The sequence below is a fragment of the Bacteroides congonensis genome, from assembly GCF_900130125.1.
In the GTDB taxonomy this organism is placed as follows: Bacteria; Bacteroidota; Bacteroidia; order Bacteroidales; family Bacteroidaceae; genus Bacteroides; species Bacteroides congonensis.
Genome location: NZ_FQXY01000008.1, coordinates 172,863 through 184,579 on the forward strand (window position 1 = coordinate 172,863; position 11,717 = coordinate 184,579).

General features: G+C 44.8%; 11 protein-coding genes. 5 read left to right on the top strand and 6 right to left on the bottom strand.

The genetic code is table 11. The features are described from left to right. Position 1 precedes the first annotated feature (1 nt). The gene (locus tag BQ7997_RS04100; protein ID WP_022139410.1) at positions 2-1,261 is read right to left on the bottom strand and encodes an ABC transporter permease; all 1,260 of its coding nucleotides are present in this window, start codon (positions 1,259-1,261) and stop codon (positions 2-4) included. A gap of 33 nt (positions 1,262-1,294) precedes the next feature. Beyond that, entirely contained in the window at positions 1,295-2,011 is a 717-nt protein-coding gene (locus BQ7997_RS04105; protein ID WP_022139409.1) for an ABC transporter ATP-binding protein, read from the bottom strand. A gap of 179 nt (positions 2,012-2,190) precedes the next feature. Here BQ7997_RS04105 and BQ7997_RS04110 point away from each other — a divergent pair, with 179 nt between their 5' ends. Next, positions 2,191-3,171, top strand: a complete 981-nt coding sequence (locus BQ7997_RS04110; RefSeq protein WP_022139408.1) for an ROK family protein — start codon at positions 2,191-2,193, stop codon at positions 3,169-3,171. 282 nt (positions 3,172-3,453) lie between these two features. On the opposite strand, the gene rplS is transcribed toward BQ7997_RS04110, so the two are convergent. Further along, positions 3,454-3,807 (bottom strand): 50S ribosomal protein L19, encoded by a 354-nt coding sequence (gene rplS / locus BQ7997_RS04115; protein WP_044654838.1) that lies wholly within the window; start codon positions 3,805-3,807, stop codon positions 3,454-3,456. A 181-nt stretch (positions 3,808-3,988) separates the two neighbouring features. Here rplS and BQ7997_RS04120 point away from each other — a divergent pair, with 181 nt between their 5' ends. The 4 genes from BQ7997_RS04120 to BQ7997_RS04135 are packed head-to-tail and all read left to right on the top strand — an operon-like array spanning position 3,989 to position 9,732. Then, complete coding sequence (locus BQ7997_RS04120; RefSeq protein WP_044654839.1) at positions 3,989-5,062, top strand: PDDEXK nuclease domain-containing protein; 1,074 nt, start codon at positions 3,989-3,991, stop codon at positions 5,060-5,062. 14 nt (positions 5,063-5,076) lie between these two features. Then, positions 5,077-5,862, top strand: coding sequence for a 5'-nucleotidase C-terminal domain-containing protein (locus tag BQ7997_RS04125; protein ID WP_073343826.1), 786 nt, complete (start codon positions 5,077-5,079; stop codon positions 5,860-5,862). A 25-nt stretch (positions 5,863-5,887) separates the two neighbouring features. Next, entirely contained in the window at positions 5,888-6,718 is an 831-nt protein-coding gene (locus BQ7997_RS04130) for a bifunctional metallophosphatase/5'-nucleotidase (RefSeq protein WP_044654841.1), read from the top strand. After that, positions 6,715-9,732 (top strand): serine hydrolase domain-containing protein, encoded by a 3,018-nt coding sequence (locus BQ7997_RS04135; RefSeq protein ID WP_073343828.1) that lies wholly within the window; start codon positions 6,715-6,717, stop codon positions 9,730-9,732. Before BQ7997_RS04130 ends, BQ7997_RS04135 begins: the two co-directional genes overlap by 4 nt. A 104-nt stretch (positions 9,733-9,836) precedes the next feature. Here BQ7997_RS04135 and BQ7997_RS04140 read toward each other — a convergent pair whose 3' ends face one another. The 3 genes from BQ7997_RS04140 to BQ7997_RS04150 all read right to left on the bottom strand — a co-directional run bounded on the left by BQ7997_RS04140 (position 9,837) and on the right by BQ7997_RS04150 (position 11,691). Further along, a complete protein-coding gene (locus tag BQ7997_RS04140) occupies positions 9,837-10,463 on the bottom strand; it encodes a porin family protein (RefSeq protein ID WP_022138548.1) in 627 nt (208 codons plus the stop codon). 15 nt (positions 10,464-10,478) lie between these two features. Next, positions 10,479-11,114, bottom strand: a complete 636-nt coding sequence (locus BQ7997_RS04145; RefSeq protein WP_073343832.1) for a DUF4136 domain-containing protein — start codon at positions 11,112-11,114, stop codon at positions 10,479-10,481. 226 nt (positions 11,115-11,340) lie between these two features. Continuing rightward, positions 11,341-11,691 (bottom strand): MarR family transcriptional regulator, encoded by a 351-nt coding sequence (locus BQ7997_RS04150; protein WP_022138550.1) that lies wholly within the window; start codon positions 11,689-11,691, stop codon positions 11,341-11,343. Positions 11,692-11,717 lie beyond the last annotated feature (26 nt).

Below are 11,717 nucleotides of genomic sequence, written 5' to 3' on the forward strand. Positions count from 1 at the left end.
CTTAATCTGCTCTAAGTGCTTCAATCGGCCGGATACTGACTGCCTTTCGGGCGGGGAACAATCCGGCTAACGTACCAGCTATTACTAATGTGAGTGTAGCCTGTATGGCAACTCTTATGTCTACGGTCGGATTCAGGAACACCGTTTCTGTCCACACTCCGGTATCCATTGTCTGATTTCCGAAGGCGTTGTTCATCCACTCGGTCACTCCGATGCCGGCTACCATGCCGATGTATCCGAATATAGTGGTGATGATTATGCTTTCTACAATAATCAGCCAAAGAATTGAGCTTGGCTTAGCTCCTAACGCCTTGCGGATACCGAACTCGCGTGTACGTTCTTTAACGGTAATCAGCATGATATTGGATACCCCTACAATGCCGCTTAAAAGGGTGAATATACCGATCACCCAGATTCCGGTGCGTAGAATGGCCATGCCTTTCTGTTGTTGCAGATAATTGGTGAACCGGTTCCATATCCAGATAGCACTATGGTCGGTAGGATCAAAACGGTGGTTGGCACCTAGCGCTTTCCGGTATTCTTTTTCAAAGTTCTCATTCGCTTCGATTGTTTCCAGATTTTTTGTAGCGATGGTCAGGCAACTCAGCTTGTCTCCTTTATTATAGATTATTTGCAGGGTGGAAAAAGGTATGAGAGCGGGATTCTCTCCACTGTCTCCTTTGTCGTTGCAAAGTCCTACTACCTGATAGGCAACATTTCCCATGTTGACAAATTGCCCGATAGGTTCGGTATGTGTCTTATTAAAAAGAATTTCAGCCGTCTTTTTATGCAGGACGATTACTTTCCGTCTTTCTTTTATATCCGTCTCATTAATGAAACGCCCTTTATAGAGCTTTATGGTTTCCATATCCGTATGGTTGGGGAAGACTCCCGCCAGTCCGACACTGGCATACTCCGAACCGAAACTGATGTTGACCGAACCTTGCCAGATGGATGCTCCTGTCGTAATGACATTGTCGGGAAAATGGGTATCGGTAATCAGGAAATCTTTGTTGTCCAGTTGAATCTGCCGCCCCTCTTTTAATCCGTCATAAGACTTGGAAGTCCAGCCCGGATAGATTTTAATACTGTTCAGTGCACGTTCCGAAGCAGACTCTTCGAAAGCGTGGATCAGCCCGTTGCCTGCGCCCAGCAGGACGATGAGCATAAAGATACCCCATGCTACGGCAAATCCGGTGAGAAAAGTCCTCAGCTTGTTGCGCTTGATGGTACTGTATATTTCTTGCCAAATATCAATCATGATAATGTTTGTATAGTAGTGGTGGATTCTGGTTTATTTCATGATGCCGTCCTTGCCGAAAGGAGAAGCGTCGTGGTCGATGTTATCTTCGATTCGTTCGATAATACCATCTTTGATATGTATAATCTTGTCCGTCTGGTTGGCAACGCCACTCTCATGGGTGACGACTATAATTGTCATCCCCATCCGGTGCAAATCTTTCAGAATCTGCATCACTTCCACAGACGTCTTGCTGTCCAATGCTCCGGTCGGTTCGTCCGCCAGGATAATTTGTGGCTGGGTGATGAGTGCACGTGCGATGGCTACACGTTGTTTCTGACCGCCGCTCATTTCGTTGGGCATATGATGTGCCCATTCTTTCAAACCCAGCCGGTCGAGATATTCCAGTGCAAGCGCATTACGTTTCTTACGACTTACCCCCTGATAGAATAAAGGAAGTGCTACATTCTCTACGGCATCTTTAAAGGAAATCAGGTTGAATGACTGGAAGATAAATCCTATCATACGGTTCCGGTATTCGGCAGCTTTGGTCTCGCTGAGATTTTTGATAAGTACATTATTCAGATAATAATCTCCGGTATCGTAATTATCAAGAATACCTAATATATTAAGTAAGGTTGATTTGCCCGAACCTGACGCTCCCATGATGGAAACAAACTCGCCCCGTTCTATTTTGAGGTTGATGCCTTTGAGTACATGGAGCGGTGCTCCGTTGTTGTAAGTCTTGTTGACGTTTGTAAGTTGTATCACAATTTCCTTTATTTAGTTTCTGTTTTCTTATGAATTTCTACTATTAGACGGTCGAAAGATACGAAAAGTTGCAAAGCAGGTGAACTTTTTTTGAAAAACATTTTGTAGACTCAATCTTCTTTACGTAATTTGTGTGCAGTAAACTTAATGATTAACTAACCCTTTTAAATAAAAGTATCATGAATTCAAACATGGAGAAACCCTACGTAGTAGGTATTGACATAGGCGGAACGAACACCGTCTTTGGAATTGTAGACGCACGCGGAACTATTATTGCTAGCAGCTCAATCAAAACTGCCGGTTATCCTACTGCTGAAGAATATGCTGACGAAGTTTGCAAGAACCTGCTTCCGTTGATTATCGCCAATGGTGGTGTTGACAAAATCAGAGGTATCGGTGTCGGTGCTCCGAATGGTAACTATTACACAGGAACGATTGAATTTGCTCCAAACTTGCCTTGGAAAGGCATCCTTCCGCTGGCTGCCATGTTTGAAGAAAGACTGGGTATTCCTACTGCTTTGACAAACGACGCGAATGCTGCCGCTATCGGTGAAATGACTTACGGCGCAGCCCGTGGTATGAAAGACTTTATCATGATTACGCTGGGTACCGGTGTAGGTAGCGGTATCGTTATCAACGGTCAGATGGTGTATGGCCATGACGGTTTTGCTGGTGAATTAGGCCATGTGATTGCCCGTCGTGACGGTCGTATCTGTGGTTGCGGTCGCAAAGGTTGTCTGGAAACTTACTGCTCGGCTACCGGTGTAGCCCGTACGGCTCGTGAATTCCTTGCTGCTCGTACAGACAGCAGTTTGCTTCGTAACATTCCTGCAGAAAACATCACTTCAAAAGATGTATATGATGCAGCCGTACAAGGAGATAAACTTGCACAGGAAATCTTCGAATTTACAGGTAACATTTTAGGTGAAGCATTAGCGGACGCTATCGCATTCTCTAGTCCGGAAGCTATTGTATTGTTCGGTGGTCTGGCTAAATCGGGTGATTATATCATGAAACCGATTCTGAAGTCAATCGACGACAATGTGTTGAATATCTATAAAGGTAAGACTAAATTGCTCGTTTCCGAACTGAAAGACTCTGATGCTGCCGTATTGGGTGCCAGCGCTTTAGCTTGGGAACTGAAAGATATTAAGGAATAATATCAATTTTATAATAAAGGTAATGAAAATCCCTGGGAGCGGTTGCTTTCGGGGATTTTTTTATCTCTGCCGGAAGACAGTGTTCTGAATGAAAGGCCTTGGATGAAGATGAGTTTCGGCACCGGGAAACAACAGTTTCCACACCGGGGAAACGACAGTTTCTCACCGGGGAACAACTCCCTGGTCGGTGAGGAAAAAGAGCCGGAGTTAAATAAACCAATAAAAAAGGGGAACTTCACATTGAATGAAGCTCCCTTTTTTATTTCGAATCGAAAAGTAGTCTTAGTTATTAACTCTTTTTTCTTTGATTCTAGCTTTCTTACCGGTAAGAGCACGCAGGTAGTACAATTTAGCGCGACGAACTTTACCTACCTTGTTCACCTCGATATTGTCGATAGCCGGTGATTCGATTGGGAAAATTCTTTCTACACCGATAGTACCTGACATTTTACGTACGGTAAAACGTTTCTTGTCTCCATGACCGGCGATTTTGATAACAACACCACGGTACAACTGTACACGTTCTTTGTTACCTTCAATAATACGATATGCTACTGTTACAGTGTCTCCTGCTTTGAAGCTCGGGTGCTGTTTACCGGTAGCGAATGCTTCTTCTGCAATTTTAATTAAATCCATTGTTGTTATTATTAAATTGTTTCATCGTTACAACGCAACATACCAAGTATCTCGTCTCTTGACAGCGATTGCGCGAAAGCGGTGCAAAGTAACGAATTATTTGGCAGATAGCCAAATGTTTTTTGTATATTTGTAGCTGTGAACAAGAAAAGGCCCATTGGGTTACCAATAATAAATAAAGATGGAAGTAAGCATACCAAATACACAATACCAAGCTCAATTTGATGAAATCAGATTAATAATTGATACACGTAAAAAGCGGGCTTATAAAGCCTTGAATAATGAGATAATTCTCAGTAATTGGGAAATTGGACGATATGTATCCGATAAAATCAAGTCCGCTAAGTGGGGGAGTAAGGTCATAGATATGCTTGTTGTATATCTCAAAGAGAAAATCCCCGGCATCAAAGGCTATGAAAAACGTTCTATTGAAAGAATGGTCAGATTCTATAATGAATATTCTTCCGTAGAATTTGCGTCAGCCATTCCGACGCAAATCAAAGAACAGGCAATTGCGTCAGACGCTCTGACGCAATTTGGCGACGATGCTGCTGTACTCTTCTTATTGGTACAAGTGGGTTGGTCTGCCCATCTTGAGATAATGTCCGGATGCCCGTCTCCTGAAGAACGCATCTTCTACATATTATTAAGTAATAGAGAAAACCTTACTTATCAGGAACTTCGCAGGCAGATTGATGCCTGTGTTTATGAACGGAGCTTACTGGGGAATAATAATCAATCGCTTGCACTAAGAAATACGTATCCGGATGCCGGACGACTTTTTAAAGATACATATATGGTTGATTTTCTAGGTTTGCCTGAAAACTACAGTGAGAAAAGTCTTCAGGCCGGTTTGGTTAAACAGATGAAGAGTTTCATATTAGAATTGGGAAAAGATTTTTTGTTTGTGGGTGAGGAATACCGTGTGCAGGTAGGAATGAAAGATTTTCGGATTGATTTGCTCTTTTTTCATCGTGGATTGCAATGTTTGGTTGCAATGGAGATAAAAATAAACGAGTTTAAGCCGGAATATCTAGGGCAGTTGGATTTTTATCTTGAAGCGTTGGATCGAGATGTAAAGAAAGAAAATGAAAATCCGAGTATAGGAATATTGTTGTGTAAAAGCGCAGATAGTCAGGTCGTTGAATATGCGTTGAATCGTAGCTTAAGCCCAACAATGATTGCAGAGTATAAGCGACAGTTAATACCGAAAGAAATATTGCAGAAGCATTTGAAGGAGATTCTTGATAAATAATAAAAATAGCGAACATGAAACAGACTTATGTGAAGTATCTGATTGTGGCAGCATTGGCAGGTGGTATCCTGTTTACATCCTGTCGCACGACACGAGAGGCTACTGCTCACTATCAAGTGGCAAAAGTAGAAGGTAGTATGATTAAGATTGATTCTGCCTGGGACGCTAATCCCGACAAAAGAACCACCGAAGTATTGAAACCCTATAAGGACAAAATTGACGGGATGATGTATGAAGTCATCGGCACCAGCGAAATGAAAATGGATAAGGGCGGGCCTGAAAGTCTGCTTTCCAATCTCGTTGCAAGTGTCTTGCAGCAGGCTGCCGCACCGGTATTGGGGAAACCTGCCGATATGGGACTGGTGAATATGGGCGGATTGCGTAATATCCTGCCGAAAGGTGAAATCACTGTAAGTGAAATCTTTGAAATACTTCCTTTTGAGAACTCCCTTTGCATCCTGACAATGAAAGGCTCGGACATGAAACGCCTTTTTAAAGCGATTGCTTCTTTGCGCGGAGAAGGAGTGAGCGGTATCCGTTTGGAAATCACGAAGAAAGGAGAACTGCTGAATGCAACAATCGGCGGTAAGCCCGTAGACGACAACCAACTCTATACGGTAGCCACTATCGACTATCTGGCAGACGGCAACGGGCGGATGGATGCTTTCCTGCAAGCGGAGAAACGGGAATGTCCCGACGGCGCTACCCTGCGCGGATTATTCCTCGACTATGTCCGTAAGCAGACTGCCGAAGGCAAAATGATTACTTCCAAACTGGACGGACGCATTACCATAAAATAAAAAGGAGAATCTAAAAACATTGAATATGAAAAGAATTCAAATATCATTCCTGCTATGCCTTGCATTGAGCTTTGCTTTTTCCCTATTTGCGCAGGATACCAAAGAACTTATACTTTTACAGACCAGCGACGTACATAGCCGCATCGAGCCTATCAACCAAAAAGGCGACCGTAATTACGATGAAGGCGGATTTGTCCGCCGGGCTGCTTTCCTCGACCAGTTCCGCAAGGAGCATAAGAATGTCCTGTTGTTCGATTGCGGAGATATTTCCCAAGGTACACCTTATTATAATATGTTCCAGGGAGAAGTGGAAGTGAAACTAATGAATGAAATGGGCTACGAAGCCATGACTATCGGCAACCATGAATTTGATTTCGGCATGGATAATATGGCACGCCTTTTCAAAATGGCGAAATTCCCGGTCGTTTGTGCCAACTACAACCTGGACGCCACTCCCTTGAAAGACATCGTAAAGCCTTATGTAATCCTCGAAAAATATGGCTTGAAGATTGGCGTATTCGGCTTGGGAGCCAAACCGGAAGGTCTGATTCAGGCAAACAAATGCGAAGGTGTCATTTATGAAAACCCTATCGAAGTATCGAATGAAATAGCCGCCCTGCTGAAGAAGAAAGGATGCGACCTGATAGTGTGCCTGTCTCATCTGGGTATTCAGATGGACGAACGCCTCGTTGCGAAAACACGCAATATCGACGTGATTCTGGGCGGACACTCACATACCTTTATGAAAGGCCCGAAAACTTATTTGAATATGGACGGCAAGGAAGTGCCCGTCATGCATTCCGGAAAAAGCGGTGTGCGTGTAGGCCGTCTCAACTTGACTTTGAAACGTAAATGAAGATAATTCCCTCAATTTTAGCGATTTTATTTCTTTTCTCTGCCGGACAGGTCACAAGTTCGGCGCAGAATACCAATACTGCCACAGTCGAACCATTGCTTGTTTCCAAAGCTCTTCAGGATGAAGACTGCCGTCACTGGGTAGACTCGGTAATGAACAAACTCTCCTTTAAAGAAAAGGTAGGCCAGTTATTTATCTATACCATAGCTCCGATAGATACCAAACGAAACTTGGAACTTCTGCATGAAGCTGTTGAAACCCACAAGGTAGGCGGACTTCTCTTCTCCGGCGGGAAAATGCAAACTCAGGTCGAACTGACAAATCGGGCACAGAAGCAGGCGAAAGTTCCTGTGATGATAACCTTCGACGGCGAATGGGGCTTGGCGATGCGTTTGCGCGGAACACCTGTTTTCCCGAGAAATATGGTATTGGGATGTATCCGTGACAATCAACTGATTTATGAATACGGTAGCGAAGTGGCCCGTCAATGCCGGCAGATTGGCGTACAGGTCAATTTTGCTCCGGTGGCGGATGTGAACATCAATCCCAAGAATCCGGTTATCAACACCCGTTCTTTCGGAGAAGACCCGGTGCAGGTAGCAGATAAAGTAATCGCTTACGCTTATGGACTGGAAGGTGGGGGAGTATTATCCGTATGTAAACATTTCCCCGGTCATGGCGACACCGATGTCGATTCGCATAAAGCGCTTCCGGTGCTTCCTTTCACTCGCGAACGCCTGGACAGCGTGGAACTTTACCCCTTTAAAAAAGCGATTCGTGCCGGACTGGGCGGCATGATGGTAGGACACTTGCAAGTACCGGTGATCGAACCGGTAGGCGGACTTCCCTCTTCCTTGTCCCGCAATGTCGTCTATGATTTGCTGACAGACGAGCTGGCTTTCAAAGGACTGGTATTCACCGACGCACTCGCGATGAAAGGAGTATCGGGTAATGGCCATGTCAGCTTGCAAGCATTGAAAGCCGGCAATGACATGGTACTCGCTCCCCGAAATCTGAAAGAAGAAATACCGGCTGTGTTGGAAGCGGTTGAAAAAGGTGAACTTGCCAGGGAAGATATTGAAAATAAATGCCGGAAAGTACTGACCTATAAATATGTATTAGGACTCAAGAAAAAGACGTTTATTCAACTATCCGGCCTGGAACAGCGAATCAACAGGCCTCAGACACGTGATTTGATCCGTCGGCTGAACCAGGCGGCCATTACCGTGCTGAATAATAAAAATCACATCCTGCCACTTCATGCCGACAAAGCGCAGACACTTGCGTTGCTCGAAATCGGAAAGCCGGGAGAAACAGAAGTATTAGCCAAACAAATGTCACGTTATACATCGCTGGCTCGTTTTAGGCTTCGGCCTAATCAGACAGAAGCGGAGAACCGGCGGTTGCGTGATTCGTTGGCTACTTATAAACGAATAGTTATCGCCGTCAGCGAACAACGCCTGGCTCCTTACCATTCGTTCTTCGCAAAGTTCGCTCCCGAAAATCCGGCCATCTACCTGTTCTTCACTCCCGGTAAAATGATGATGCAGATTCATCATGCGGTGTCTCACGCTCCGGCAGTGATATTGGGGCATAGTCACAATAGCGATGTGCAACGCCAAACGGCTGATATCCTGTTTGCCAAAGCCACGGCGGACGGGCGGTTGTCAGCAAGCATAGGCGGATTATTCCCGACAGGGGCAGGAGTGACGATCACGCCGGAAACTCCTTTGCATTTCATTCCCGAAGAACATGGTCTTTCGTCCGCCCTTCTTAAAAAAATTGATACCATAGCATTGGACGGTATCCAACAGGGAGCCTATCCCGGCTGTCAGGTGGTAGTGTTGAAAAACGGTCATGTCATGGTTGATAAGGCTTTCGGCACTTATGCGGGAAAAGGCAGCCCCGGTGTCGAATCTACGGACATTTACGATTTGGCTTCCCTTTCCAAAACAACGGGAACACTGCTTGCCGTTATGAAACTCTACGATAAAGGGCGTTTCAACCTGACCGATAAGATATCCGATTATCTGCCGTTCCTGCAACGCACGGATAAGAAAGATATAACGATTCGGGAGATACTATACCACCAGTCCGGTTTGCCGCCCTGGCTTCCTTTCTATCAGGAGGTTATTGATAAAGACAGTTACGACGGAAGGCTGTTCAGTGCACGCAAAGACGCGCACCATCCGGTACAGATCGGAACGGCTACATGGGCCAATCCGAAATTCAAGTTTAAAAGCGAATACATATCCCCTGTCAAGACCGGCGATTACACCATTCAGATTTGCGACAGCCTGTGGCTGAACCGCTCTTTCCGGAAAGTGATAGAAGAGAAAATAGTGGAAGCTCCGTTGAAGCAGAAACGCTACGTATATAGTGATATAGGCTTTATCCTGTTGGGAATGTTGGTGGAACAGTTGGCGGGAATGCCAATGGAAGCCTATTTGCAACGTGAATTTTATGAACCGATGGGCTTGGAACATACAGGCTACCTGCCTTTGCGCCGTTTTGCCAAATCGGAAATCGTGCCATCCAACAAAGACCGCTTCTTGCGGAAAGAGACTTTGCAAGGATATGTACATGATGAGGCTTCCGCTTTCTTCGGCGGACTTGCCGGAAATGCCGGACTTTTCTCAACCGCCCGTGAAGTGGCGCGTGTCTATCAGATGTTGTTGAATGGCGGAGAGATAGACGGAAAACGCTATTTGAGCAAAGAAACCTGTAATCTGTTTACAACGGAAACTTCAAAGATAAGCCGTCGGGGGCTGGGCTTTGATAAACCGGATATGGAAGACCCGAAGAAAGGAAACTGTGCTTCCGGCGTACCTGCCGGGGTGTACGGACATACCGGATTCACTGGTACATGTGCCTGGGTAGATCCGGAGAACGACTTGGTCTATGTCTTTTTGAGCAACCGTATTTATCCCAATGTCACCAACCGCAAGCTGAACCAACTGCATATTCGCGAACGGATACAGGAAGCAATCTACGGTGCGATGAAGAAGAAATAAGTAATCCGTGCCTAAAAAAAAGAAAGTAAAAGGCGGCTATATTAAAAAGTCACCTTTTACTTCTTTTATTATTAACGTAATATTCTGATAGTTGCAGTTCTTTTTTAGAACGATACACCCAGGCGGAAGCCGAAGTTGCTCAATCCATCTACACTGTAATGTAGTACATCAGCCTTGTTGGTACCATAGCTGTAGTACAAAGCAAAGTGCAAGCCCGGTCCGTATACCCAGGGGAATACATTGATACCGACTTCAGGAGAAGCATAGAAGCCCCAACTGTTTTCTCTTGCTTCGAGCATATTGAAGTTAGAGCGTACTTTCGCATATTCAGCACCGAGTTTAGCACTGACATAAGGTTGGAAAGAACCGCCACGGTTCCACTGGTAGCGTGCTGCAGCACCGAAAGGCAACTGGAAGATAGTATGTTGCTGGTCGGTAGTCACATCGCCGTTTGCCATTTTGAATGTTTCGCGGCCTACATATTCGTGGTTACTGTGATAGTTCAGGAAAAGTCCCAAACCGATGTTCGGAGTTACAAAATAACCACCTTCAAAGTTCATACCCCAGCCGCTTGCCTTGTCAGCAAAATGATTGCTCAGCGGGGCATTGAACTGCCAGTCGATGTTGGCATATCCATTGTCGGATAACTGTGCCTTGGCCGGCATGGCGAAGGCGATGGCAATAGCCGCCAGTGCTACTACCTTGAAGTATATATTTTTTCTTGTTTTCATAACAGTTGTAGTTGATTATTTGTTAGTAAGATAAGGTGACTGAGTGAATGACTGGTTGACAGCTTGCACTGCCAGAGTGCGGTTGATAGCTTTAGAGCCAGTTTCAAATCCGGTCAGATAGCTTGTCCATACAACAGGCAGTTTTTTGCTTTCACCTTGTTCGGCTTTCAAGTTCACCATTTCTGTCAGGAATGAGTTGGTACTATAACTGTAAGTCACAGCGTACGGGTAGTACCATCCGCCACCCCAGTTTCCGCCCCAGTAACCGGGACCCCAGTAACCGGGATAACCCCACCACCATTCAGGTTGAGCATAACTGGTGAAATAATAAGTACTTGCAATGTAGCTCACTTGAATACCAAGGTCTGCGCTTTCTTTGTCAGCAGCGGCCGTGTAACCTCTGGCTTCCATGTTTTCTGTGTAAGCAGCCAGAATTTGTTCAGCGCCTTCTCCTTCGAGATATTCCGGTTCTTTGCTGTCACTGATTACAAGAATCTGTGGAGCCAGAAAGAATGTAGGAACTTTGAAGTCAGCTTTCTCGTCGTGGTTAGTGTACACCAGATAGTTGTCATCCAGCTTACCCATGTCCGGGTCTTTTTCGCAAGATGCGAGTGAAAAGACCGCCAATAAAATAGGAATTAATTTCTTCATATCTTTATAATGTTTAGGTTATATAAAAATCATGCCCTGGTACCTTGGGGCATTTGCTACAAACAACAAGATAGAAATAAAAAGGTTCGCCTGAAAAATAGTTTTGCCGGAAAATTAACATCTTTCTTTTTCCGGCTTCCATCAAAAAAGATGAGCAATCTGCCGATGGTCAGGCGGATTGCTCATCTTTTTGTTGTTTACTGAAATTTGTTTGAAAATCCGTTTCTTAAAACAGCGGTTTTAATAATTCCGGTATCTCCACTTTGTCAAGTTCCAGTTCAGTCACCCGTTGTTTCCCCGTCGGGGACAGATGAAAATACATTTGACGTCGGTCTTCATTTCCGAGGGTTCTGATGATTAACTCCTTTTCTTCCAGTATCCGAAGCATCTTCGAGGTATGCGACGGGCTCAAGTCCGTTTGTTTTGACAGGTTGGTGGCCGTCATTCTCTCCGAAGAGCACTTGAGAGTACACAATATCATAGCCTCATTCAGCGATATCCGGTAGACTTTTTCAAATGCAGTTTCAAAGCTTGTCATGGCTCTGAACACATCACGCATTGCACATATTGTTTTCATATCTTATTTGAATATATTTTTATTAG

Excerpts from the sequence above, each read along its gene's own strand:
- BQ7997_RS04100 (WP_022139410.1), bottom strand. The coding sequence starts at position 1,261 with ATGATTGATATTTGGCAAGAAATATACAGTACCATCAAGCGCAACAAG.
- BQ7997_RS04110 (WP_022139408.1), top strand. The coding sequence starts at position 2,191 with ATGAATTCAAACATGGAGAAACCCTACGTAGTAGGTATTGACATAGGC.
- rplS (WP_044654838.1), bottom strand. The coding sequence starts at position 3,807 with ATGGATTTAATTAAAATTGCAGAAGAAGCATTCGCTACCGGTAAACAG.
- BQ7997_RS04120 (WP_044654839.1), top strand. The coding sequence starts at position 3,989 with ATGGAAGTAAGCATACCAAATACACAATACCAAGCTCAATTTGATGAA.
- BQ7997_RS04125 (WP_073343826.1), top strand. The coding sequence starts at position 5,077 with ATGAAACAGACTTATGTGAAGTATCTGATTGTGGCAGCATTGGCAGGT.
- BQ7997_RS04130 (WP_044654841.1), top strand. The coding sequence starts at position 5,888 with ATGAAAAGAATTCAAATATCATTCCTGCTATGCCTTGCATTGAGCTTT.
- BQ7997_RS04135 (WP_073343828.1), top strand. The coding sequence starts at position 6,715 with ATGAAGATAATTCCCTCAATTTTAGCGATTTTATTTCTTTTCTCTGCC.
- BQ7997_RS04140 (WP_022138548.1), bottom strand. The coding sequence starts at position 10,463 with ATGAAAACAAGAAAAAATATATACTTCAAGGTAGTAGCACTGGCGGCT.
- BQ7997_RS04145 (WP_073343832.1), bottom strand. The coding sequence starts at position 11,114 with ATGAAGAAATTAATTCCTATTTTATTGGCGGTCTTTTCACTCGCATCT.
- BQ7997_RS04150 (WP_022138550.1), bottom strand. The coding sequence starts at position 11,691 with ATGAAAACAATATGTGCAATGCGTGATGTGTTCAGAGCCATGACAAGC.